19 protein-coding genes are annotated in these 24,203 nt (G+C 51.9%); 11 read left to right on the top strand and 8 right to left on the bottom strand.

The features are described from left to right. Window positions 1-89: 89 nt before the first annotated feature. Window positions 90-1,802 carry a DNA repair protein RecN gene (recN, locus tag BUB16_RS12605; protein WP_073064785.1) on the top strand — a complete coding sequence of 571 codons (1,713 nt, stop codon included), beginning with the start codon at window positions 90-92 and terminating at the stop codon, window positions 1,800-1,802. 231 nt (window positions 1,803-2,033) lie between these two features. Continuing rightward, window positions 2,034-2,417 (top strand): rhodanese-like domain-containing protein, encoded by a 384-nt coding sequence (locus BUB16_RS12600; RefSeq protein WP_073064783.1) that lies wholly within the window; start codon window positions 2,034-2,036, stop codon window positions 2,415-2,417. A gap of 161 nt (window positions 2,418-2,578) precedes the next feature. Here BUB16_RS12600 and BUB16_RS12595 read toward each other — a convergent pair whose 3' ends face one another. The 3 genes from BUB16_RS12595 to lhgO all read right to left on the bottom strand — a co-directional run bounded on the left by BUB16_RS12595 (window position 2,579) and on the right by lhgO (window position 8,052). Beyond that, window positions 2,579-3,571 carry a sugar phosphate isomerase/epimerase family protein gene (locus BUB16_RS12595; RefSeq protein WP_073064781.1) on the bottom strand — a complete coding sequence of 331 codons (993 nt, stop codon included), beginning with the start codon at window positions 3,569-3,571 and terminating at the stop codon, window positions 2,579-2,581. A 239-nt stretch (window positions 3,572-3,810) separates the two neighbouring features. After that, on the bottom strand, window positions 3,811-6,753 hold the full coding sequence (locus BUB16_RS12590; protein ID WP_244545696.1) for an FAD-binding and (Fe-S)-binding domain-containing protein: 2,943 nt from the start codon (window positions 6,751-6,753) through the stop codon (window positions 3,811-3,813). Between the two features lie 93 nt (window positions 6,754-6,846). After that, window positions 6,847-8,052, bottom strand: coding sequence for an L-2-hydroxyglutarate oxidase (gene lhgO, locus BUB16_RS12585; RefSeq protein WP_073064779.1), 1,206 nt, complete (start codon window positions 8,050-8,052; stop codon window positions 6,847-6,849). A 193-nt stretch (window positions 8,053-8,245) separates the two neighbouring features. Between lhgO and BUB16_RS12580 the strand changes: the two genes are divergently transcribed. From BUB16_RS12580 to gldC, 3 genes are all read left to right on the top strand, one after another. Then, window positions 8,246-8,815, top strand: a complete 570-nt coding sequence (locus BUB16_RS12580; RefSeq protein ID WP_084088254.1) for a TlpA family protein disulfide reductase — start codon at window positions 8,246-8,248, stop codon at window positions 8,813-8,815. Window positions 8,816-9,214: 399 nt separating this feature from the next. Beyond that, window positions 9,215-10,525: an adenosylhomocysteinase gene (ahcY, locus tag BUB16_RS12570; RefSeq protein ID WP_073064775.1), complete on the top strand. Its 1,311-nt coding sequence runs from the start codon at window positions 9,215-9,217 to the stop codon at window positions 10,523-10,525. Between the two features lie 112 nt (window positions 10,526-10,637). Beyond that, on the top strand, window positions 10,638-10,973 hold the full coding sequence (gene gldC, locus BUB16_RS12565; protein WP_073064773.1) for a gliding motility protein GldC: 336 nt from the start codon (window positions 10,638-10,640) through the stop codon (window positions 10,971-10,973). Between the two features lie 219 nt (window positions 10,974-11,192). Here gldC and amrB read toward each other — a convergent pair whose 3' ends face one another. Beyond that, window positions 11,193-12,443, bottom strand: coding sequence for an AmmeMemoRadiSam system protein B (amrB, locus tag BUB16_RS12560; protein WP_244545695.1), 1,251 nt, complete (start codon window positions 12,441-12,443; stop codon window positions 11,193-11,195). Window positions 12,444-12,566: 123 nt separating this feature from the next. Further along, a complete protein-coding gene (gene nth / locus BUB16_RS12555) occupies window positions 12,567-13,274 on the bottom strand; it encodes an endonuclease III (RefSeq protein WP_073064768.1) in 708 nt (235 codons plus the stop codon). Between the two features lie 169 nt (window positions 13,275-13,443). On the opposite strand from nth, the gene BUB16_RS12550 reads away from it, so the two are divergent. The 5 genes from BUB16_RS12550 to BUB16_RS12530 all read left to right on the top strand — a co-directional run bounded on the left by BUB16_RS12550 (window position 13,444) and on the right by BUB16_RS12530 (window position 19,088). Continuing rightward, entirely contained in the window at window positions 13,444-14,370 is a 927-nt protein-coding gene (locus tag BUB16_RS12550; RefSeq protein WP_073065106.1) for an ATP-binding cassette domain-containing protein, read from the top strand. A gap of 56 nt (window positions 14,371-14,426) precedes the next feature. Beyond that, complete coding sequence (locus tag BUB16_RS12545) at window positions 14,427-15,152, top strand: ABC transporter permease subunit (protein WP_073064765.1); 726 nt, start codon at window positions 14,427-14,429, stop codon at window positions 15,150-15,152. Then, window positions 15,149-16,741, top strand: coding sequence for a GldG family protein (locus BUB16_RS12540; RefSeq protein WP_073064762.1), 1,593 nt, complete (start codon window positions 15,149-15,151; stop codon window positions 16,739-16,741). Before BUB16_RS12545 ends, BUB16_RS12540 begins: the two co-directional genes overlap by 4 nt. A 21-nt stretch (window positions 16,742-16,762) precedes the next feature. After that, window positions 16,763-17,713 (top strand): DUF4340 domain-containing protein, encoded by a 951-nt coding sequence (locus BUB16_RS12535; RefSeq protein ID WP_073064759.1) that lies wholly within the window; start codon window positions 16,763-16,765, stop codon window positions 17,711-17,713. A 100-nt stretch (window positions 17,714-17,813) separates the two neighbouring features. Next, on the top strand, window positions 17,814-19,088 hold the full coding sequence (locus BUB16_RS12530; protein WP_073064756.1) for a spinster family MFS transporter: 1,275 nt from the start codon (window positions 17,814-17,816) through the stop codon (window positions 19,086-19,088). 131 nt (window positions 19,089-19,219) lie between these two features. On the opposite strand, the gene BUB16_RS12525 is transcribed toward BUB16_RS12530, so the two are convergent. From BUB16_RS12525 to BUB16_RS12515, 3 genes are all read right to left on the bottom strand, one after another. Continuing rightward, window positions 19,220-20,641: an NAD(P)(+) transhydrogenase (Re/Si-specific) subunit beta gene (locus BUB16_RS12525; protein ID WP_073064753.1), complete on the bottom strand. Its 1,422-nt coding sequence runs from the start codon at window positions 20,639-20,641 to the stop codon at window positions 19,220-19,222. 8 nt (window positions 20,642-20,649) lie between these two features. Beyond that, entirely contained in the window at window positions 20,650-20,931 is a 282-nt protein-coding gene (locus BUB16_RS12520; RefSeq protein WP_073064750.1) for an NAD(P) transhydrogenase subunit alpha part 2, read from the bottom strand. A 129-nt stretch (window positions 20,932-21,060) separates the two neighbouring features. Beyond that, window positions 21,061-22,185, bottom strand: a complete 1,125-nt coding sequence (locus BUB16_RS12515; protein WP_073064745.1) for a Re/Si-specific NAD(P)(+) transhydrogenase subunit alpha — start codon at window positions 22,183-22,185, stop codon at window positions 21,061-21,063. A 610-nt stretch (window positions 22,186-22,795) separates the two neighbouring features. Here BUB16_RS12515 and BUB16_RS12510 point away from each other — a divergent pair. After that, a complete protein-coding gene (locus BUB16_RS12510; RefSeq protein ID WP_073064742.1) occupies window positions 22,796-23,830 on the top strand; it encodes a serine hydrolase domain-containing protein in 1,035 nt (344 codons plus the stop codon). Window positions 23,831-24,203: the final 373 nt, after the last annotated feature.

Below are 24,203 nucleotides of genomic sequence, written 5' to 3'. Positions count from 1 at the left end.
CTGGACGATTTTATTCCAACATTCGGCGGAATGGAGCATTTCTGTCTGCTGCTTTGTACATTGAGGCGTTAATTTGAAAACAGGTGACTATGATACAATCGCTGTATATAAAAGATTTTGCCCTGATTGACGAGCTGGAAGTTTCCTTCCGGGAAGGACTCAATATCCTGACGGGACAGACGGGAGCGGGGAAGTCCATCATCATCGGTGCCCTGAATATGATCCTGGGGGAACGCGCGGATACCGAAGTGATACGGCAGGGCGCCGACAAAGCGATTGCCGAAGCTATTCTGAAGGTCGATGATCACGGAGCATTCGAACCCCTGCTCAAAGAGCACGCGGTAGAGCTGCGCCCGGAACTGATATTACGGCGGGAGATACGATCCTCGGGCAGCCGGGCCTTTATCAACGATACGCCGGTGACCATTTCCGTACTGAAGCAGGTCGGCAACTTTTTGGTGGACCTGCATGGGCAGCACGATCATCAGCTCCTGTTGAAAGAGGAGAACCACCGCGCAGTGGTGGATGGGTTTGAGAGCGTGGCGCCGAAACAGAAGGTCTACCGGCGGGAATATGAACAGATGCTGGGGTTGCGGAAGAGATTGCAAAAGCTCAGGAAGCGGGAGCGTGAGCTGCAGGAGAAGGTCGAACTCTACCGCTTTCAGGTACAGGAGCTGGAGGAGGCTGAGCTCGATCCCCGCGAAGAGGAGGAGCTGGAAGCCGAAATGCACCTGCTGGATAATGCGGAGGAGCTGGATCAAAAAGCGGCTTCCATTGTGGAGATCGGCCGTGAGAATGAGCTGAATGTAGTGGATCTGCTGAACCGGGTCAAGCTGCACCTCGAGGATATTGCCCGGATTGAACCCGACTTCGAGAATTACCTCGAAGAGATTACTTCGGCGCGTATTACCATCCAGGAGACGGTCCAGTTTGCCGAGCGATACCGGAGCAGCATTGAATTTAATCCCAATAGATTGGAGAAGCTCCGCAGCCGGCAGCATGAACTGAACAGGCTGCGAAAGAAGTATCACCGCACGATACCCGAAATGATCCAATATCTGCAGGAAATACGAGAAGAGCTGAATCTGGCCGAAAATTTTGACCTTGAAATTGAGAAGATCGAGGCGCAGATCCGTGATCAGGCCGAATCGCTGGCCGAAGCGGCCCGAGACCTGCATGAGGTTCGCCGACAAACAGGTGCGATGATCAGCAAGCAGATCGAAGAGGAGCTGGAAGAGATGGGCATCCCGCACGCTGATTTCGACGTGCGGGTGGACTGGATGATCGCCTCGGAAGAGCGCGGATGGATAACCATTGACGGCCGGCCGGTCGAGTGCACTGAGCACGGCTGTGATGATATCCGGCTTTTTATATCAACCAACAAGGGAGAAGAGCCCAAACCGTTGGCAAAGATTGCCTCTGGCGGTGAGATCAGCCGGGTGATGCTGGCGTTGAAATCAATTATCGCCCGCGAGCAAAGCCTGCCGGTCATGATTTTTGATGAGATCGATACGGGCATAAGCGGAGAAATTTCGGAGAAAGTGGGACGGACCATGCGGCGGCTCTCGAAGAAGTGTCAGATTATAGCGATTACGCATCAGCCCCAGATTGCCAGTCAGGCCCACCAGCACTATAAAGTCCGGAAAGTGGAAAGCGACGGCCGCACGGTTTCCCAAATTGTGCCGCTGGATGACGATGAGCATGTCCGTGAAGTCGCCACCCTGATGAGCGGCGAAATGATTACCGATTCCACCCTTACCAGTGCCCGCGAGCTAATTGAGAAAAACACGTTTTCTAATTAGGCGCAGACCTGTATGAGGTCAGGAAATCTATTGCAATATCAATACCCGGCTGTTAGCGTCCGACGCCCGCGGGTGGGAACATTCATGCCTTGAGGCTTGAACGGACGCTCGCACTTTGTGGTACAAAATATTGTTGAAGGAAGTAACCCTGAAACCGTGTAGATCTGCAGCTTCGTATGTACCCTGCAGCGGCCGGAAACGAGTCAATTCCTAATATTAAATCATAGCATTATGGGAAAACATCATTCAGAACGATTTGTAACGTTAGTCGACGATGCGAAGACCCGCATAGAGGAGGTTACTCCCGAGGACGTAAAAGAGAAAATGGAAGCCGGTGAAGAGTTTGTCCTGCTGGATGTCCGTGAGCAGGATGAGTGGAAAAAATCGCATATTTCGGAGGCCGAATACCTTGGAAGGGGTGTTGTTGAGCGGGACATTGAGGAAGAATATCCGGATGTGGATGAAGAGCTTATCCTCTACTGCGGGGGCGGATACCGTTCGGCGCTGGCCGCCGACAGTCTTCAGAAAATGGGGTATCGCAACGTAAAATCCCTGTCCGGTGGATTCCGGTCCTGGACCGAGGCAGGCTACCCGATCGAAAAAGAGGAGGAATAATTACCGGGTACGGTTCCCTGTCCGGTTTCTAATCATGCCCGGTTGCCAGTAACAGTTCTTCCCCGCGGATACGGAACTCTAACCTTTGATGGTAGAAAAGGTTAGGATAACAGAACCCTTCTTCCGTGGGCCCGGGGCCCTGGACCTCAGAATTTCGAATATTATCCCCTTTCCAGTCCAGCATCCCCGAGCCAGCGGTCGAGGATACCGAGGTCCCTCCGGAAGGCGGCCAAGACCTCCCCCCGGCCTGTTGTGAGCGTGGTGGCTCCATGGTTGGCTCCTCCGAGGTCGTACTCATAGTGAAGGGAGATGGGGACCTGCACATTATGTTCTTTCAGCAGCTCAAAATACGTTTGAAAGTCGACCATTCCTTCTCCCAGGGGAACATTTTGTTCCTGCCACCGGCCCTCTGATTTCACCCAGTGAAAATCTTTGATATCGAGGGTGCCGATATATGGATGAATTGCGGCAAATCCATTTTGCCACGAACGGGCCCCTTCAACGGTCGCATGTCTGATATCATACTGGGATCCGATCCACCCGGTATCCATTTCTTTTAAAACAAGCCACAAGTCCCAGATCGACGCCCCGAAGCTGGTGCCGGCATGATTCTGATAATCGCCCTGAATCCCATAAATGCTATTTATTTCCGCCAGCCGCTGCAGCTTTGAACGGAACGCCTCCAGGTTTTGCGTCACATTTTTGGTTTCATCATAGGGAAACCAGTCGGTGCGGTAATGGCCGATGTCCAGCCGGCTTGCTGTCTTGAGTATCGCTTCGGTATGCTCCTCATCGGGATCTCCGATCGCCGTGCTGATCATATGGACTTCGAGTCCCGCTTCCCGGACGGCCTCCACGGCCCGGGGCAGGTCCCGTTCCGCATGTTCCGGCAACACATGTCCCCCGGGGCGTACCGTCAGATCCACTCCGTCGAATCCCAGGTCCGCCGCCACCTGTGCCATCTCCGGGTAGTCCAGCCATTGGAGATGCTTGGAAAAAATGGAGATGCTGCAGCCGGTATCCTCCTGTGTATGGCTGTGGGGACGATTTTGTGGGGAGGAGAAGAGATTGTCGTCAAGAGCATTCAGGCCTGGGAGCAGTCCCGCCGAGGTGAGAATAGAAGTGCGCAGAAAATCCTTTCGAGAAAAATTCATAAGCCCGGAGATTAAAGCAGATGGTTAAAAAATGATATACAGGTGTAAATAAGCTATTGATAACCGATTAAGCAATAAGTAAAAAGATAATCCTCACGTGCTCTGCGATCGAATGCGAGCGGAACTGCGGTCACTGGGCCGGCCAAGCATCAAATCGTTGAAGTCAACCGATTCGCATGCACCCTCCAATGGCTGTAAACGAGTCAATCCTCTATATTCCAATCCCTAATTCTCAATTCCTAATTCCCAATTCCCACCCGCTCGGCCATAAGTTCCGCCGGATGCCACGCCCGCTTTCCCACCCCATCGCTGATCTGATGCCGGCATGAAAATCCCGGAGCGCAGACCAGGGCCTCGTCGGGCAGGGAGCGCACCGCAGGGAAAAGGGTGAGCTCTCCGATATCCATGGAGACCTCGTAGTGATCTTTCTCATAGCCGAAGCTGCCTGCCATCCCGCAGCAGCCGGTCTGCAGGACGTCTGTTTCATAGCCGGACAGCTGCAGGGCCTGCCGGGTTGCGCTGTTTCCGATCAGAGCCTTGGCGTGGCAGTGCCCATGGATATATACCTTGCGTGTGCCGGATGGAGGGGGTGTATTGTTCGATGCTGCCGATAACACCTTCCGGGCGAACTCTTCAAAAGTAAAGCTTTGCGCCGCTACCATTTCAGCAGAAGTCAGCTGCTCATCGTCACAAAGGTCCAGGTACTCATCCCGGAGCGTCAATATCTCGGAAGGTTCCAGTCCCACGATCGGGAAGCCGCGGTTGGCATAGGTGGCGAGCCGCGGCAGGTTTTGATCAAGTACTTTTTTGGCATGCTTAACCATCCCTTTGGAGAGCTGGGGACGTCCCAACTCATGGAAACCGGGAATAATAATCTGGTGACCCGTAGCCTCCAGAAAACGAACGGCCGCCCTGGCGATCTCCGGATCGTGGTAGTTGGTAAAAATGTCGATGAGAAGCACCACCTTTTGTCCGCCGCCGGCGGTTTCCGGAAGGGATTGAAGGTCATTAGCCTGTGCTGAACCGCGCCGGCGAGGGTCGGATGACTTGCTGCGTTTCTGATACCATTCCATAAACGGCTGGGGAGCAAAAGCGGGAAGGTCCCTTCGCTTGTCAATGCCGAGCCACTGCTGCAGCACTTCCTTGACGGCCGGCTGGCGCATCATCCAGTTGGAAAGCCGTGGCCATATACCGGCCAGTGGGTAGATCCTGGCAGCCTGTCCGAAGAATCGTTCTCCCGGGCTGATGCCCTTATCCTCGTGCCAACCCTGCATAAACTCAGCTTTCATGCGGGCCATGTCCACATTGGCGGGACACTCGCTTTTGCATGCTTTGCAGCTGAGGCAGAGGTCGAGGGCATCGCGCAGTTCCCCGGACCGGAAGGCCTCTTGCTGTCGGCCGGAAAAGAGCTGGCGGAAAAGGTTGGCCCGTCCGCGCGTGGAATCCTTTTCTTCCCGGGTGGCCATGTAAGAGGGGCACATGGTGCCGCCGCTGTCGGCCAGTTTGCGGCAGACGCCCGCCCCGTTGCAGAGCTCCAATGCATCGGCGAAGCTCTCCTCTTTTCGCCAGTTGAACTGGGTATCTACTTCGGGGGGCTGGTAGGCGGGAGAGTAGCGCAGGTCCTGTTCCATCGGCTTTGGATTTACAATTTTGCCCGGATTGAAAATATTTCCTGGATCCCAGATTTGCTTGACCCGCCTCAGAAGCGGCATCATCTCCGTCCCGAGTACTTTTTCGATATACGGCGCGCGCGCTCTCCCGTCGCCGTGTTCTCCGGAGAGCGAACCGCGGTAGCTTCGGACCAAATCGGCGATTTCTCCGGCCATCGTTTTCATTTTTTGAATTTCATCTTTCTCCTTCAGGTTGATGACCGGACGCAGGTGCAGCTCGCCCACCGAAGCGTGGGCATAAAAGACACAGTTGGCATTATGCCTGTCAAGTATCCGCTGGAAATCATCCACATAGTCAGGCAGATCAGGCACACGAACCGCCGTATCTTCACAGAAGGTGGGAGTTCGTCCTTTGGAACCCAGTCCCATAAGAAGTCCCAGCCCGGCTTTCCGAAGTTGCCAGACGCGATCTATTTTTTCGGGGTCCGTAATAAGGGCTGCGGAAGAGGTAAGGTTGCGCTTCTGAAGCTTATCAGCAAGCCGTTGCGCTTTTGCTTTGAGCCGGCTGATATTTTTTCCATCGAACTGGATGATCAGGATACCTTTGGGTTCACCCTGCAGGAAAAACCTGTTTTTTTGTTGCTCGATATTGCCTTTTGTAGCATTCAGGATGATATCATCGACCAGCTCGACTGCAGCGGGGCCCGTTTCTACGGCTTCTACCGTTGCTTCCATTGCGGCGCGGATAGAGGAAAAATGAGGAACCAGCATTACGTGGGCGGGATCTTCGGAGACCAGCTTTACTTTTGCCGATGTGGTCATGGCCAGCGTGCCTTCACTGCCGCAGAGGAGCTCCGCCAGGTTGAAGGGGCGTCCCCCTTCGGTAAAGGGGGCCATCTCGCAGAGCCGGTCGAGCGCATACCCGGTATTGCGACGGATGATCTCCGGATGAGGGTAGTTGGCAAGGATGCGATCGCTGTGTTCACGGAGAAGTCCTGTCATCTCCCGGTAAATTTGTCCCTCCAGGCTGTCAAGCTCCATTTTTGCCGCCAGTTCGGTCTGGGAAAGCGGCTTGAACACCGCTTTGGATCCGTCGCTGAGTACGGTTTCGATTTCGAGGACGTGCTCGCGGGTAGTTTTGTGCTTGATGGAAAAGAGTCCGCAGGAGTTATTGCCGATCATGCCGCCCAGCATGCAGCGGTTGGTTGTTGCGGTATCGGGACCAAAGAGCAGGTTGTGCCTGGAGGCTTCCCGGTTGAGCGTATCCCGGATGACGCCCGGCTGAACCAGCGCTTCCTGCTTTTGCGCGTCGATGTTGATAATCCGGTTCATATTGCGGCCGATATCCATCACTATGCCACCCCCGGTCGTCTGTCCCGCCAGGCTGGTACCGGCTCCCCGCGCCGTCAGGGACAGCCCTTGCCGCCGCGCATAGGTAACGATATCAATAACTTCCCGGGTGGTCTCGGGGAAGGCCACGGCTTTGGGCAATTCCTCATAACTGGAGGCATCCGTGGCATAAAGCCGTCGTGTTTGTTCGTCGGTAAAAAAATCGGGAGCCGTTGATGTCATGGTGTGGCTTAGGGTTAGAAATACGTTGAAAAAAGCTAACAAATAACCGGCAATAGCAAAACAAAAATTAAAAAAGCCGCGTCAAAATTCATCTCACCCTGTTCCGAAAGCGTCCCCCGCCCGCCCGACGATTTCATCACCGATCGCAAGTCCGGCCGTGGCGGCGGGACTCGGGGCATTGAGGACATGGATTTCGTTTTCAGTAACCTCGAACCGGAAGTCATTCAGAATTTCGCCGTCGGGCTTTAGGGCCATGGCCCGAACCCCGGAAGGCGAAGCGCTCAGGTGCTCGGGACGGATGGCCGGCACGAGCTTCTGCAGTCCTCTGACAAAGGTCTGTTTGGAAAAGGAACGGTACCACTCGTCGAGTCCCATTTTCCAGTGCTCTTTCGCCAGCTTCCAGAAGCCGGGAAAGTTGAGGGTTTCGATGGTCTCGTTAAGATCGAAAGAGGTCTTGTCGTAGCCTTCGCGTTTGAAGGCAAAAACGGCGTTGGGACCGCACTCCACCGCGCCGGTGGTCATTTTGGTAAAATGAACGCCCAGGAAGGGAAACGCCGGGTTGGGCATCGGGTAAATGAGCCCGTTAACAAGATGCCGGGCTTCCGGTTTCAGCTCAAAATATTCGCCCCGGAAAGGGACAATCTGGATATCGGGACGGATACCCGCCGATTGGGCCACCCGGTCGCTGTACAGGCCGGCGCAGTTAATCAGGTATCGTCCTCGAAACCGGTCGGTGCCGGTACCGACCGAGAGTCCCTTTCCATCGGTGTTGACATGGCGAACTTCCTGTCCGAAGCGTAGCTGTCCCCCGCTTTCCGCAATCAGCTCCTTCAGCTGTTTGCAGACGCCCACATAATCGACGATACCCGAGCAGGGCACGTGGATGGCTTTTACGCCGCGGGCATGCGGTTCGATCTCCGCCAGTTCGCGGGGACCGATTTTTCGGATGCCTTCAATCTCGTTGATCCGGCCTGTTTTGAAAATATCATCCAACCGGGGAATATCCTCCTCTTCGGTGGCCACAATCACTTTGCCGCAGATTTCATAATCTACGTTATATTTCCGGCAGAAATCAACCAGCTGGTGACGCCCGTCCACACAATTCCTGGCGCGGTAGCTGTTCGGCTTATAATAGATGCCCGAATGGATCACCCCCGAATTATTCCCGGTCTGGTGGGCTGCGACACGGTCTTCCTTTTCCAGGACCAGAATATCCAGATCCGGATAGCGCTCCGAAAGTTTATAAGCGGTGGAAAGTCCGACAATACCGGCCCCGACAATGATAAAATCGTAGGTCATGAGTCAACTGTTAGCAATTCTTTTTTTATTGCCGCCCAAGATACAAAATCCGCCGGTAGAGTTAAATCAAAAGGTCGCATACCGGTAATTCTGTCAGGAGTTTTGCACATAATTAGCTATTTTTCCAACAATAATAAAAGAATGCAGTTGTTATCAATCATAACCGGCTTTAATAAAATATCAGGTATTATTTATGATCGTTGGCGTGTTTAAGAAAATGGTGCCCCTGCTGCTGGCGGGACTCCTCGCAGGATGTGGCGGCGGGGAAAATTCGGAATCGACAAGCCAGAAAGAGCAGGCTGAACCCCAAACTACTGCGGACTATGTAGAACAGGCCACCTTTACGTCATTGGATGGCGATACGGTCAGCGTTAGCGATTTTAAGGGCAAGGTGGTGATGATTGATTTGTGGGAAACCTGGTGTAAGCCCTGTTTGGCAAGCTTCCCTACGCTTCAGAAGTTGCAGGAGGAATACCCCGACGATTTTGTTTTATTAGCCGTAACGCCGGGCTTTACGGATACGAAGGAGGATGCGCGTGCTTTTGCCCGGGAGCATGACTATGATTTTACGTACCTGATGGATTCAAACGGGCTGCATGAGAAAGTAGGGGTGCAGGGTATTCCTTTTAAGCTGTATGTGGATGCAGAAGGGAATTTCATCCAGAAGTCGATGGGCAGCTATGGTCCCGATCAGGACTACAAAAAAGTGAAAGAGATTATTGAAAAGCATAAACAGCAGGACGAAGCGGGAAGCGAGACCTGAAACACGCTTTAGCAGAAGTCTTTGAAAAACCAGAAATTTCGTTCAAGGTCAGGGCCCCGGGGAGGTTGCCCTCGCAGGATATCGTCCATATGTGAGAATTTCAACCGACCGATAACGCCGACATTGGCCAAAAGAACGGTTTCGCAAAGCGTTCTTATAGTTATGGTCCCATTGATTGCAGGCGTTGAAAAGCCCTGCATGTCATCCTGAGCACAGGGGAAGGATCCCCTGTTTAGAAGTAGAAAAAGTATTCGGGCGCTTCTTTGCTACGAATAACAGAGTCTATGGCTATTCAACGTCTTCTGAGAAACCGATTCCATTTGCGACTTCGGATTGAATCAGGCGGCTTAAAGCCGTATTTTAGCAGTTGAAATTTAACACAACCAAGTATCAATTTCTATGGCACAGAAAGTAAAAGAGAAACTACCCTATAAAGTAAAAGACATTGGCCTGGCCGATTACGGCCGTAAAGAGATTCGCCTGGCTGAAGCAGAGATGCCCGGGCTGATCGCACTTCGTGAAGAATATGCCGACCAGCAGCCGTTGGAGGGCGCTCGCATAGCCGGTTGTCTCCATATGACGGTGCAAACCGCCGTTCTCATTGAAACGCTTGTAGAGCTGGGAGCAGAGGTTCAGTGGTCGTCCTGCAATATTTTTTCCACGCAGGATCACGCTGCGGCGGCTATTGCAGAAAGTGGCGTTCCGGTATATGCCTGGAAGGGCGAAACCGAGGAAGAGTACTGGTGGTGTGTGGAGCAGACGCTCTTCTTTGAAGACGGAGAACCGTTGAATATGATTCTTGATGACGGGGGAGACCTCACACAGTTGGTTCATGAGGACTATCCCGAATTGCTCGACGGCATTCGTGGCATCTCCGAAGAAACGACCACGGGCGTGAATCGACTCTATAAAATGGCGAAGGAAGGTACGCTTGGCGCCCCGGCTATCAACGTTAACGATTCGGTCACCAAGTCGAAGTTTGATAATAAATACGGCTGCCGGGAATCATGCGTTGACGCCGTTAAGCGGGCTACCGATATCATGCTGGCCGGCAAGGTTGCGGTCGTAGCCGGGTACGGGGACGTAGGAAAAGGTTCGGCCGCTTCGCTTCGCGGGGGCGGTGCCCGCGTGATTGTAACGGAAATTGATCCCATCTGTGCCCTGCAGGCGGCGATGGATGGCTACGAAGTCAAAAAGATGGAGGATGCCGTCAGAGAAGCCGATATTGTTGTGACCGCCACCGGGAATAAAGATATTATTACCGCACGCCATTTCAAGATGATGAAAGACAAGACGATTGTCGGAAACATCGGTCACTTTGATAATGAGATTGATGTGGCCTGGCTCAAGGAACATGCTGAGCGCGATAACATCAAGCCGCAGGTGGACCTCTTCAGGCTGGAAGACGGCAAGGAAGTGATTCTGCTTTCAGAGGGACGCCTCATGAATCTCGGGAACGCTACGGGTCACCCGTCATTTGTGATGTCGAACAGCTTTACCAACCAGACGCTGGCCCAGATTGCGCTCTGGAATCGTCCGGAGGATTTTGACCTGAGCGTAAGCGTGCTGCCGAAGGACCTGGATGAAAAGGTCGCGCGGCTGCATCTTAAGAAGATTGGTGTCGAGCTCGAAGAGTTAACGGATGAGCAGGCAGAATATATTGATGTCCCCAAAGAGGGACCCTATAAGCCCGAACACTATCGCTACTAATAGCATGTAAAATTGTGATTTATGGCCTCATTCATGGTATATCAATGGATGAGGCCTTTTTATTAAGCCTTTAGCGGCTGGAATTACAAAAAGTCCAAGAATGAATTAAACGATGGCGCAGAATAAAAAAGAAATTAGTATCACGGTAGAACTGGATGACAATAACATTCCCGAAAAAATTGACTGGAACGCCACAGACAAGGCCGGTGAAGGGATAGCCAACTGTAAAGCGATGTTTCTCTCGATGTGGGATCCGGAAAAGCAGGATACGCTGCGGCTGGACCTGTGGACCAAGGAGATGACCAAAGAGGAGATGAAAGTATTTTTTCATCAAACACTGGTCACGATGGCCGAAACCCTGGAAAATGCCACGGAAGAAGAGGCCATGGCCGAGGATATGCGCGATTTTACGGCCTACTTCGCTGAAAAAATGGAGATTGTGGAATGATAAATTAAGTATTACTAAATGAAAACTACTCAATTAAAAATGATAGCTGCAGGAGCCGGCGAATTTTAGCTTTCAGAAGTCTTTTGAAAAACCGGGAATTTTGTATCAAGGTCAGGGCCCCGGGGAGGTTGTCCTCGCAGCATATCATCCATATGTGAGGATTTCAACTGACCGATAGAAGCCCCATTGGCCAAAAGAACGGTTTTACAAAGGCTTCTTTCATTTTTTCACTGAATAAAGGATAGAGCCGAAGGTGACGGCGCTTTTTCGTTCGCGCTCATCCCACAAGTCATAGTTTAGTTTGGTTCCTTTCAGTCCGGGCATGCTCTTCAGGAAGGTATAGAGCGGGGGAAATCCACAAATGCGATACGGATCCAGATCCTCTGAGATCAGCTGCAGCATTCCGGAAGGATCATTCCGGACCCCGTATTCCAGGAATTGCTCATCGAAGTTCCCCACTTCCTCAAACATGGCGGTGGCGGCCTCCTCATCGCCAAATTTCCTGCCGAAATGAGACAGGTCGCCGCTGATTAGGAAAAACGTCTCTTCATCCTCTGTAAATTCATCGGCCAATAGCGTCGAGAAACGCTCGACCAAGGTCCCGTGATGTCCCTCTTCCATATACATCAGCTCCTGCAGGCCCGAAACGAGAAAGGGGACCACCGTAAAATCGTGTTTCCAGAGATAGCTGAGAAAGAGCAGGGGCAGTTCGATGCTGTGCTCCATCCGGTGGGCACGGTCGCGGAGCGTTATACCGCAATCGCTGGCTTTGCTGAGCTTATTGACGGTTTCCCGATCGCATTTGATATCTCCCAGCGGAAGTTCGAAATCCTTGTTTACTAAAATAAAGGGATGATCTTCATAGAGGTCCGGGTATAAACCGGCATAATGAGCGGTTGCCAATACAACGACTCGCTGGGGTTTGATCTCCTTGATAGTTGCAAACGCTTCCGCATAACGATTCATTGCTACCTGTGGATCGATATGCGGGGCATACAGGGCCCGGGGCGATCCGTGAGACTCGCTGGCTGCGGACTCACAGCCGGCAAAAGCGTTATCGAGCAGGGGCGCCAGCTCGTCCGGATCAGAGGGATAGGAACGTCCGGCGGTGACGGATGAATGGACGGAGCGTTCTTCGTAGTTGTTTTCTGTTTTATCTGCATATGTTTTGAAATAGTCAGAATAAAGGAGCCTGTTTTTATCCAGGAATTTGATAAAGTCCAAGAGTTCATCTTTGCTGATATCTTCTCCCAAATAGGATTCCAGGTCGTTAATGCTCTTATGTCCGTCGATAAGCGAGAGCAATGATTCAATCTCGCGGCGGAGCGCTAAATCAGAGGTTGCGTATTGGCGCTGATCGTGAAAGTACAGGTAGTCGTTGCCGTTTTCCCGGATGGGAACAACCTCCAGGTCGGGCCGGAGTGGAGGAATAGGATTGGTTTTTGAATTGAAAATATTATCGTTACTCATGGACATTGACTTTTTTTGTATCACTGAGGCGCGCAGCAAAGAAAGAGGACTATGCAACAAGGAGGCTGTGAATCCGGTCTCTGTTTTGTGATACCTGTAAAGGAAGGGTTATTTCTCTGCATGTTACTCCTTTCTCATTTGCCGGCATTTGCAGTTTATTCCATATTTTTTGCAGACTGGATGATCCGGCGGCTCCGAGATACGGGCTTTGCAGGCATTTCGGCCGTGATGGATGATCAGGTGGGAGAGATCCGTCCATGACGTTCTCGGAAACAGCGCCATAAGATCGCGTTCGATTTTGTCCGTGTTCTTTTTTTCTTCGGTCAGCCCGTAGCGGTTGGCAAACCGGCGCACATGCGTATCCACCACCACACCCACATTAATATTAAAAGCATTGCCCAGCACCACGTTGGCGGTCTTGCGGGCCACCCCGAAAAGCTCCAGAAGCTCATCCATCGTTTGGGGAACTTCCCCGCCGTGTTCTTCTGCAATAGTTTGGGAGGAGGTTTTCAGGGCTTTTGCTTTGTTGCGGTAAAAGCCGGTGGAACGCACCAGTTCTTCGAGCTCCTGAATGGGCGCTTCGGCCATGGCTTCGGGCGTGGGATAGGCCTCAAACAGTTCCGGGGTCACTTTGTTGACCCGCACATCCGTACACTGTGCGCTTAAGATGGTTGCACAGAGCAGCTCAAATGCGTTGCGGTGAACCAGGGCGCAATGGGGGTCGGGATAGTGCTCGTACAGGGCATTCAGTATTTCCCGGGCCCGCGCTTTTTCTTGCTCCGTTTTTTGAGGAAGCTTTGGCAGATCGTCGTACAGTTTTACGTTTGGCATGCGGGGAATCGGTTGTCGGAATTTATTTTTACTGAAAATCAAAAAGAGTGAGGAGGAATACAATATTTTTCTTTCGGGCGAGTTTAATAAAACGAATAAAAAAAATATATTTGTTCGGAGTGGTTATCGGAGTATACATATTCCTGACATCCTGAAAAATGTTAGTTTTATGAATATTACTATATCTAATCTTACAAAAGAGTACGGCCGACAAAAAGCTGTAGACGATATATCATTCGAAGTTAAAACCGGTGAAATTCTCGGTTTCCTGGGTCCCAACGGCGCGGGGAAAAGTACCACCATGAAGATTATCACCTGTTTTATCAGTCCTACCTCGGGGAGCGTGAGCCTTAACGGATATAATATTTTTGATCATTCAAGGGAACTGCGCAGCCGTATAGGCTACCTGCCCGAGCATACCTCCCTTTATACGGATATGTCGATTGTGGATTATCTGAGACTTTCGGCCCGGCTGCAAAATATGGAAGAGGAGGCGATCATGCCAGCCGTGCGCAGGATGGTTGACCTGTGCGGATTAGGTCCGGAGCGGCACAAATATATCGGGGAGCTTTCCAAGGGATATCGTCAACGGGTGGGACTGGCCCAGGCACTTATTCACGACCCCGACGTGCTTATTTTGGATGAACCGACCACCGGTCTGGATCCGAATCAGATTGCCGAAATCCGGTCGCTGATCAAAGAGATTGGCAAAGAAAAAACCGTCATGCTCAGCTCTCATATTCTCAAAGAGGTCGAGGCTACCTGCGATCGTATTTTGATTATTAACCGGGGACGCATAGTGGCCGATGGTTCCACCGGGGAGCTCCGGCAGCGTGCCAAAGGGGCCAAGCAGCTTCTGGTACAATTCAAGGAGGACGGGAATGAAGTGGCCTCCTCTCTTACAAAATTATCTTCGGTCTCTGAGGTGCATCCGGCGGAAAATGGCGAAAGTGGCTGGATGGTCAGCACGGAACCGGGAATGGATTCGAGGGAGGAAATTTTCAGGTATTGTGTGCAGCGGGGCTGGATTCTGACGCAAATGACCCCTATTGAGTCGAGCCTTGAAGATATTTTCCGTGAGCTGACGGAAGATTAGCCTTTCTAAGATCAATGGCAGTGTGAAGCAAATACGAATGACAAGATACCAACCCTATGAATCATATCTGGATTATCTGCAAACGAGAAATTAACGCCTTCTTCGATTCGCTGATGGCCTATATTATGCTCGTGGTGTTCCTGGGACTCAGCGGCATTTTTACCTGGCTTATGGGCGGAGGAGATATCTTTTTTGTGGGACAGGCTTCGCTTTCGAGCTTTTTCAATGTCGCTTTCTGGACGCTTTTCTTCTTTATCCCCGCCATCACGATGCGGATGGTGGCCGAAGAGGAGCGATCGGGAACGATGGAGCTGCTGGCCACCAAGCCTATTTCCCACTTTCAGATTGTGGCGGGCAAATGGATGGCCGCCTGGTTGCTGGTGGCTATCTCACTGGCCCTGACGCTGCCCTATTATATCACGCTGGCCAGCCTTGGCCCCGTCGATCACGGGGCGACCATCAGCGGGTATATTGCGCTGCTGCTGATTAGCGGGGTCTACACCAGTATAGGTATTTTTGCCTCCAGTCTGACCAGCAACCAGATTGTGGCTTTTATCGTGAGTTTGTTTATTGCTTTTTTCTTCCAGATGCTGTTTTCACAGCTGGCCGTGATTCTGCCGGATAGCCTTGCCGGCGTGACGCAGTACTTGAGTTTGAATCAACATTACCAAACCATGTCCAGGGGAGTCATCGGATTGTCTAATATTGTCTATCTTATTTCGTTGATTTTACTCGGCTTTCTGAGTGCGACTATTTCAATTAAACGGAGGGCCTGGCAATGAATAATACAAGTACTATATTTGCGGGATTTTTAAAGAACCGGAAAGAAGCGGGTATTCAGCTTCTGTTGATCGTCGGCATCGCCGTTGCCGCGAATGTGCTGGCTGAAGAACTGGTCGTGCGGCTCGATCTTACGGAAAATAACCGGTATACCCTTTCACAGGCCAGTATTGATATCGCCGAATCGCTGGAAGACCCGGTGACGGTAACCGCCTATTTTTCGGAGAACATGCCACCCAATCTGAACCGGGTCAGAAGTGAGCTGCTGAACTTTTTGGAGGAGTTCAGGGCCTATTCTGACGATAACCTGGAATATAAATTTGTGAACCCCAACAAGGACCAGGCTACCGAGCAGGAGGCCCAGCAGGCGGGTGTGCGACCGGTAACCCTTGATATCCGCGAGCAGGACCAGGTTTCCCAGAAGAGGGCCTATCTCGGGGTGGTTTTTTCGTACCGGGGCCAACAGGAAGCGGTACCGTTCGTACAGCCCGGCGGATCGATGGAATATACTATTGCCAGCAAGATCAAACAGCTCACGATTGAAGACAAACCCAGGATCGGTTTGCTGCAGGGACACGGAGAGCCGCCCAGACAGCAGATGCAGCAGCTGGTCGGTGAACTGGAACAGCGATACGAGCTGGTTGAGGTGTCGGGACTGGACACTACATCGGTGCCGGCCGATATCGAGAGCCTGTTGATTATAAAGCCGGAGCAGGAACTTTCTCAGAACGAGCTTGTTGCCATTGATCAATACCTGATGTCGGGGGGACATGCTGTATTTGCCGTTAACCGGGTTCGGACAATGATGCAGCGCGGAATGGCGATGCCTCAAAATACCGGTGTCAACAGGCTCCTTGCCGCCTATAATATTCCCGTGCAGCCTAATTTGATTCGTGACGCCAGCGCCAGCGCCATCCAGGTACAGCAAAACCTGGGAGGGTTCCAGGTTATGAATAATGTGCAGTACCCGTATATCCCGCAGGTGACGACTTTTTCCGATCACCCGGTCAGCGCGGGACTGGAATCGGTCATGTTCCAGTTTGTCTCTTCGCTGGATACCGCACGCATCGATTCCGTCCAGTCACTGTCTGTGCTGGCCTCCAGTTCTGAACGGTCAGGCGTTGCACAGGGACGCTTTAACTTAAATCCCCGCCAGAATTGGACGGAGCGGGATTTCATGCAATCTCACCTTCCCCTGGCGGCCGCCGTTGAGGGTACATTTCGTTCGGCCTTTGCCGAAGTCGATTCGGTGGACGTGCCCCTTCGGGAAAGCACGAACAGCGCCATCATCGTGATCGGGGATGGCGATTTTGTGATTAATGGTCCGCAACAGCGCAGTCAGCAGCTGCCGGCTGATAATATCAGTCTGATGGTCAACAGCGTTGACTGGCTGGCGGACGATACCGGATTGATCGACCTGCGAACACAGCAGGTCACCGACCGCTCGCTGATGCAATTATCCGATCGTACAAAGACCATGTTAAAATACCTGAATCTGTTTCTGCCTATTCTGCTGATACTTGGTTATGGCTTTTTCCGGTACCAGCGCAGAAGGACCCGGCGCAGAAAATGGATTGAGGAAGGAATTTAAAAAGGAGAAAAGGATCCGATTATGACGAACGCATCCAAAACGCTTGCCGCCATTTTTATTGTTTTATTCCTGCTGACGGCCGCTATAAAATGGTCGTCGGGACCAGAGGCCAGTGAAGTATTTCGCTCGCAGCTGGTCTCGGTCGATACCAGTCAGGTGACCCGGATTGTGATCGCGCCGCCTTCAGGGGGACCGCTGACCCTGGAGAAGGATCAACAGCAGTGGCGGATCTCTTCCCATGCTTCGGAGCAGTCGCACCCGGCGGACGCCTCCCGTGTGAGCGGGGCGATCAGCCGGTTGAACGATATGAATGTGACCGCTGTGGCAACCCGTGATCCCGAAAAGTTCACCCGCTACCGGGTCGACTCCACGGGCATTAAGGTATCATTGTATAACGGCGAAGAGCTGTTAAGCAGTATCTACGTCGGTGCTCCCCAGAGCGGGGGACAACAGTCCTTTAATAATTATGTTCGCCTGGATCGCGAAGATGCGGTTTACGCGGTCGACGGCTTGCTGGAGTCCACCTTCGGCAGGGAGTTTGAGGAGTGGCGGGAGAAGACCGTGTGGGAGGTTGACCGATCGAATATTTCGCAGCTAAGTTTCAGCTACCCGGCGGACAGTTCGTTTGTCATTGACCGGGCAGAGGGAGAGCGTCAAAAAAACTGGGTCTCCGGCAGCGATACTCTTTCCTATTCCTCCGTCAGCCCTATCCTACGGCACCTGTCATCCCTCCGGGCTTCCGGTTTTGTCGATTCGCTTGCCAGGGATGCCTTCGGCTCAGAAAAGTATGCTGTCCGTCTGACTCTGACGGGGGGAGCACAGCACCAGCTGCGCCTAAGGGAATCGGAAGCGGATACCACCATCTACCTGGCCGCCAGCCCTGATTTCCCGTATATCTTTAGCCTAAATAAAGAACAATGGGATGAGGATGTGCTGAAATCGCGCAGTGAGCTTCTGAATGACGATCAGTAGGGACGGTTCCGGTAACGGATAAAGTGGCATTCCTCGGTCAAATTATCTTACTTTCCGTATCATTTTAATAGCGGAACGGAAGGTGAACACAGGTAATTACATGTCGTCAGAAAAATCAAAGGCCCGGAAACTGGTCTCGAGTCCCTACGCCTGGGGGGTACTGGGACTCCTGACCCTGATCTATATTTCAAGCTTCGTGGACCGGCAGATTATTGCCGTATTGGCCCCTCAGATCCAGCAGGAACTGTCGCTCAGTAATTTCCAGGTAGGGCTGCTGTACGGCACCGCTTTTTCCCTGATATATGCGGTCTGCGGGATTCCGATGGGGCGAATGGCCGATATCTATTCCCGCAGAGTCATGATTGTAGGGGGACTGCTGGTCTGGAGCCTTATGACCCTGGTCAGCGGCTACGCAGTTTCGCTTACCTTTCTGATAGTCGCCCGTTTTTTCGTGGGTATCAGCGAGTCGGCCCTGAGTCCCGCCGTATACTCCCTGCTGTCCGACTATTTTCATTCCTCGCAGCGGGGCACGGTTTTCTCTATATACGCCGCCGGTATTTTTGTGGGCATCGGCGTGGCTTTCCTCGGTGGAGGCACTGTTGCCCAGGCCTACGACTGGCGTATGGCTTTGCGGGTGGTCGGGGCGCCCGGCTTGCTGCTTGCAGCCATTGCCTGGCTGGTGATACGGGAGTTGCCGCGAGGCATTACGCAGGGCGGCAGGCGTTATAATACGGTGATGAGCTTTCGGGAGGTCATAAGGTATATTCTCCACAAAAAAACGGTGCGTTATCACTTTTTGGGCTTTTCGTTTTTGGCCTTCACGGGGTATACCATTCTCGGTTTTATCGGTATTGTGCTGACAGATATCCACGGCGCGAGCTCAATGGTGCCGCAGTACGGCTGGTTTATGATGGCTACGGGACTGAGTGTGGTGGCATCCGGGAAAATGGCCGACTGGATGGCGAGGCGATGGGATGCCTCCCGCCGTTTTGTGATGGGCATCGTTGCCGGGTTGGCGGGACTTCCCCTCTACTATTTCGGGCTTTTTGCGGAGTCGGCAACCACGGCGTTTATGCTCATCGGTCTGGCCAATGTGATCTCTTCCTCCTATAACGGCGTTGCTGCGGCCATCCTGCAATACCTGGTGAAGCCCGATATGCGGGCCCAGGCGGGGGGACTGTACCTGTTTGTGATCAGTGTCGTCGGCTTTGGGGTGGGTCCCCCGCTGGCCGGCTGGCTCATGGATGCGGTGTTCACCGGTCCCTATGGTCCCGCTAAAGCACTGATGCTGGTCTTCAGCTGCTGTGGGATACTAGCCAGCCTCTGTTTTTTAAAGGCGATGCGCACATATAGTCAGGATAAAGAACAAGATTAAATCCTTTAACATAATATAGCGGTAGCGCTGCTTCTTTTCGGAACTATTTTCTCTGGTCGAGCAGCCTGTTCCTCCATAAAAGCTATTCTTTTTTGAGGCCCGCTCCCAGGCTGTCGATATTTATTGGTGATTCACACTTCATTCAGGGCCTGCGAGAGATCCTGCAGGGTTTCCTTGGCGTCACCGAAAAACATCTGGTTGGTTTCCACATAAAACAAGGGATTGTCGATACCGGCGAAACCGGGACTCAGACTGCGCTTGAAGACGATGGTCCGCTTCGCTTCATCCACATCCAGGATAGGCATGCCGTAGATGGGACTACCCTTGGTTGTCTTGGCCGTCGGATTAACCACGTCGTTGGCGCCGATAACAAGCACCACATCCGTGGACTTAAACTCGGGGTTGATCTGATCCATGTCATACAGCTGGTCATACGGCACATCCGCTTCCGCCAGCAACACGTTCATATGTCCGGGCATGCGTCCCGCCACCGGGTGAATTCCGTATTTCACTTCCACTCCTTTCTTTTCGAGTTTATCCACCACTTCCTTGAGTACGTGCTGGGCCTGGGCCACAGCTAATCCGTACCCCGGCGTGATCACCACCTTGTCGGCATAGGCACACTGCAGGGCGACATCCTGGGCCGTCGTTTCGCGAACCGTCTTATCGGTGTCTGCAGCCGGACCGCCGCTGTCGCTGTTGTCGCCGCCGAAGGCCCCGAAGAGCACGTTGCCGAGCGTACGGTTCATTGCCTTACACATGATGTTGGTGAGAATGAGTCCCGCCGCCCCGACCAGGGCACCACTGATAATCAGCAGGTTGTTATTGATCACAAAACCAGCCATCGAAGCCGCCAGTCCGGAGTACGAGTTGAGCAGTGAAATGACCACCGGCATGTCCGCGCCGCCGATAGGCAGGACCGTCATCATTCCCAGCAGCAGGGCGATGCCGAAGAGGATCCAGAAGATCAGCTGATTCGCCGGGTCAAAGGCCAGCCAGCCGACCAATACCAAACTGACAATTGTCAGCAGCGCATTGAAGAAATTTTGCCCCGAAAAGGTAACCGGGTTGCCGCTGATGAAGCCCTGGAGCTTCCCGAAAGCGATGAAGCTGCCGGTAAAGGTGATGGAACCGATCAGGATACTGAGCCCGATAGTAACAAGATCCTGTCCCGCAAGTATGGTCGGGTCCGCCACCCGGCTGAGTTCTCCCCAGGCCACAAGCGCGGAAGCACCACCCCCGAAACCGTTAAAAATAGCCACCATTTCGGGCATGGCCGTCATTTCAACTTTTTTGGCGGCAAAAGCACCGATAGCGGATCCGAGCAGGATGCCACCGATGATATAATCAAAGCTGATAATCTGCTGGTCGAAAAGCGTGACGACAATACCGATAAACATCCCCAGGGCGGCCAGCTGGTTGCCGGAACGCGCCGTGGCGGGGGACCCCAGGCGTTTGATGCCGATGATAAAGATACCGGTCGCCAGGAGGTAGACAAGTTGAATAATATCGGGTAACATATTCTGAATGCCGGAGGGTAAAAAGTGACTCATTATTTATTTCAATCTTTTTTCTTAAACATTTCAAGCATGCGATCGGTGACCATGAAACCGCCGACTACGTTGATGGTTGCGAATACGATAGCACAAAACCCAATAATCTGAGCAATTTCACTTTCCACCTGTCCCGCTACCACCACGGCGCCAATAATAGTAATACCAGAAATAGCGTTAGCGCCCGACATCAACGGGGTGTGCAGGGTGGGCGGTACTTTGGATATGAGTTCGAATCCTATAAAGGAAGCTAACACAAAAATAAAGAGATTGAATATAAGACCTGACATAAGTAGAGTAGTTATTTTGCTCTTTAAAAAAAGCCATCCCGAACCTAATAGCGTGCGTGCAGGGTTTCTGTACTATGCAACACAGCTGCTGAAATAACTTCAGCATGGCATGATTCCTAATTGTTCATTTTAGTTGTCTTTCAGCATGGGACTGATGATCTCACCCTGATGTGTGATGGTCGTGTTAAGGGTGATTTCATCTTCAAAATCGAAGTGGGGTTTTCCTTCTTCCAGGAGGTGATCCAGGAGGGCCCACATATTTTTGGAATAAAGCGTGCTCGCGTGGTAGGCCAGCATGCTCGCGATATTTAACGGACCGATAACCTTGACTTCATTCACAAGGGTTGTTTCTCCCGCTTCGGTAAGCTCGCAATTACCGCCCTGTTCCGCAGCCAGGTCAACAATGACCGAACCGGCGTGCATGTCGTGAACCATCTCTTTGGTCACCAGCAGCGGCGCCGGTCTGCCCGGAATCAAGGCGGTGGTAATAATAATATCCGATTTTTTGGCATGCTCGTGGATAACCTGCCGCTGGCGTTCCTGTTCGTCTTCCGCCAGCTCTTTGGCATAGCCCCCCTCGGTTTCCGATTCCTCATCCAGGTCGGGTACTTCCACAAAGGTAGCACCGAGACTTTCTACCTGTTCTTTCACGGCGGGACGAATATCGAAGGCTTCAACCACCGCTCCCAGTCGCTTGGCGGTAGCAATAGCCTGAAGTCCCGCTACGCCCGCTCCCAGCACCAGCACCTTGGCCGGGGCAATCGTTCCTGCGGCGGTCATCATCATGGGCATATAGCGGTCCAGTTCATTGGCGCCCATCAGCGCTGACTTATAGCCGGCGATGGAACTCATTGAGGAGAGCGCATCCATATTTTGCGCCCGCGAAATGCGGGGCACAGCGTCCATTCCCAGGGCCGTAATGCCACCGGATTTGAGCAGTTCAACCGCATCGTCATTTTGCAGGGCCCACAAAAAGCAGATAAGGATGCTCCCTTCCGGCAGGCGCCTGAGATCTTCTTCGGGGGGCGTCTGAATACTGATGAGCAGGTCAGCCGAAGCGAACAGATCTGTGCGATCATTTTTTATCGTTGCTCCGGCTTCCTGATAGGCGTCGTTAAGATAGTTCGAAGCAAGGCCGGCATCCTTTTCAAGCATAACATCCAGTCCCATGTCCGTAAGCTTGCTAACCGTCTCCGGGACAAGGGCTACGCGTTTTTCATACTCGGCCGTTTCTTTGGGAATTGCAACAATCACAGCGTTTTGTAAAAAGTTTAAAATTAAATCGTAAAAATATAGAAAACTACGGGGATTACAAATGTTATTTTTGCTACTTCATAAAAAAATGTTCTATCATTCATCCTTCTGATACGGTATTCTGTTCATGGATGAATGTCCTACATCAGGCAAAGTCGAAAGTTTCGGATGCGGTGGCCTCCTTTACTCCGTCTGCATCTCCTGGTCTTTTGAGTCTTTAAAAATTATTTGAATTGGTGTAAAAACTGCCAAGAGCATTCTTCCCGATGTGCCTGCCACTTACGGCTAATGGGTATGGGCAGTAACATTCCGGACTGACTCGAAAAGATTACCAACCTATTTCTGTAAAGTAATCGCTACGTTTTCCTACAGCTGATGGTGCCTCCCTAACGCGGAAAAATCGGGGAACTATCTCTTGGGAGTGTGAATTTAAAAGTATTATGAGAAGCTTTTGCAAAACCATTCTTTTGGCCAATGTTGGCGTTATCGCTTGGTTGAAATTCTCACATATGGGGGGATATACTGCGAGGGCAAACTCTCTATGGCCTTGACTTTGTCCAAAATCCTGGTTTTCCGAAGACTTCTATGAATGGTGATAAAAACAGCAGTTATGGATATAAATATAAAGCAGATAGCTATAGGAGCAATTCTTGTTCTCGTTGGTGGCTTGTCTTCCTCACAACACCTTGAGGCCCAGGCCAATGCTTTTTCGATCGAGGAAATCAACAAGCGGGCTTCTGATATTCCCTCCGTTACGAGTCTTTTGATTCAGCAAAACGGGCAGCTGCTCAGCGAGGAATATTTTAACGGAGTGCGGGCATCCGGGCACGCCAACATAAAGTCGGCCTCCAAAAGTATTATTTCCCTGTTGGTGGGCATTGCTATAGATCACGATTTTTTATCGGGGGTCGACCAGCCGATCGGGCCGTTTTTCGAGGAATATTTTGAAAAACATCCCGATTCGGTAAAGCAGGCCCTCACGCTTAAAGATCTGCTGACGATGCGGGCCGGACTCGAAACCACCAGCTTCCATAACTACGGCCGCTGGGTGACAAGCGACAACTGGGTGCGGTATGCACTGGATCAGCCGATGGAGGCGAAGCCCGGAGGAGATATGGTCTACAGTACCGGAACCTCTCATCTGCTTTCCGTTATTATAACCCGGGCAGCGGGCATGAGTACGCGTGATTTTGCCCGACAATATCTTTTTAATCCCATGGATATTGCTGCAGGCGGTTGGGACCGCGATCCGCAGGGATATTACATGGGAGGGAACAACCTGGCGCTTCGTCCCGCGGATATGATGAAAATCGGGCAGATGGTATTGAATGGCGGGAGCTTCCGGGGGGAACAGATTGTCTCGGAAAGATGGCTGGAGGATTCCTTCAGGACCTATACCCGCAGTAACTTCAACCCCTATGACTATGGTTATATGTGGTGGAAAAAACCGGTCGGCGCGTTTCAGGTTCGTTTTGCCTGGGGATTTGGCGGACAGTATATCTTTCTGATCCCCGAACTCGATGCGGTGGTTGTATTAACCGGCTCGCTGCAAAACGCCGATCAGTCCCGATCCTACAAAGAGCCGGTATTTGATCTGCTCAGAGAAGATATTCTCCCCTTTTTGCAAAACCGGGTATCTTCTTAACCCGAATTATTCACGAATGATTGGGTAATAACTATTACGCGGGTAAATTTTTTGGTGGATAGTCCGGGTTAATAGAGAAAGAGGCTGTGGGAAACAGAATATAGTGACCTGACGGAAGAGTACATGGGCATTACATTTGGTATTGCCGGGCGACATTCATTAAGGCAAAGGGTCAAATAAATTGCTGAATTAATTTAAATTTGGCATACTGAAAAACAGGCGGCAGTCGGAACAACTATAGACGACTGTTTTTAACCGGTCAGAAAAGGAGTTGCAGAACCAGGTGTTTTGTTCAAGGCCGGGGGACGGTTAGAATCGCATAACATAGCCCATATATGAGGATTTCAACCGACCGGTAACGCCTGTATTAGGC

It is taken from the genome of Fodinibius roseus, from assembly GCF_900129315.1.
GTDB lineage: Bacteria > Bacteroidota > Rhodothermia > Balneolales > Balneolaceae > Fodinibius > Fodinibius roseus.
Note: the sequence above shows the minus strand (reverse complement) of the source record. Positions and strands in the feature narration are given on the sequence as shown.

Coding starts and splice junctions, on each gene's coding strand:
- recN (WP_073064785.1), top strand. CDS start 90: ATGATACAATCGCTGTATATAAAAGATTTTGCCCTGATTGACGAGCTG.
- BUB16_RS12600 (WP_073064783.1), top strand. CDS start 2,034: ATGGGAAAACATCATTCAGAACGATTTGTAACGTTAGTCGACGATGCG.
- BUB16_RS12595 (WP_073064781.1), bottom strand. CDS start 3,571: ATGAATTTTTCTCGAAAGGATTTTCTGCGCACTTCTATTCTCACCTCG.
- BUB16_RS12590 (WP_244545696.1), bottom strand. CDS start 6,753: ATGACATCAACGGCTCCCGATTTTTTTACCGACGAACAAACACGACGG.
- lhgO (WP_073064779.1), bottom strand. CDS start 8,052: ATGACCTACGATTTTATCATTGTCGGGGCCGGTATTGTCGGACTTTCC.
- BUB16_RS12580 (WP_084088254.1), top strand. CDS start 8,246: ATGATCGTTGGCGTGTTTAAGAAAATGGTGCCCCTGCTGCTGGCGGGA.
- ahcY (WP_073064775.1), top strand. CDS start 9,215: ATGGCACAGAAAGTAAAAGAGAAACTACCCTATAAAGTAAAAGACATT.
- gldC (WP_073064773.1), top strand. CDS start 10,638: ATGGCGCAGAATAAAAAAGAAATTAGTATCACGGTAGAACTGGATGAC.
- amrB (WP_244545695.1), bottom strand. CDS start 12,443: ATGAGTAACGATAATATTTTCAATTCAAAAACCAATCCTATTCCTCCA.
- nth (WP_073064768.1), bottom strand. CDS start 13,274: ATGCCAAACGTAAAACTGTACGACGATCTGCCAAAGCTTCCTCAAAAA.
- BUB16_RS12550 (WP_073065106.1), top strand. CDS start 13,444: ATGAATATTACTATATCTAATCTTACAAAAGAGTACGGCCGACAAAAA.
- BUB16_RS12545 (WP_073064765.1), top strand. CDS start 14,427: ATGAATCATATCTGGATTATCTGCAAACGAGAAATTAACGCCTTCTTC.
- BUB16_RS12540 (WP_073064762.1), top strand. CDS start 15,149: ATGAATAATACAAGTACTATATTTGCGGGATTTTTAAAGAACCGGAAA.
- BUB16_RS12535 (WP_073064759.1), top strand. CDS start 16,763: ATGACGAACGCATCCAAAACGCTTGCCGCCATTTTTATTGTTTTATTC.
- BUB16_RS12530 (WP_073064756.1), top strand. CDS start 17,814: ATGTCGTCAGAAAAATCAAAGGCCCGGAAACTGGTCTCGAGTCCCTAC.
- BUB16_RS12525 (WP_073064753.1), bottom strand. CDS start 20,641: ATGAGTCACTTTTTACCCTCCGGCATTCAGAATATGTTACCCGATATT.
- BUB16_RS12520 (WP_073064750.1), bottom strand. CDS start 20,931: ATGTCAGGTCTTATATTCAATCTCTTTATTTTTGTGTTAGCTTCCTTT.
- BUB16_RS12510 (WP_073064742.1), top strand. CDS start 22,796: ATGGATATAAATATAAAGCAGATAGCTATAGGAGCAATTCTTGTTCTC.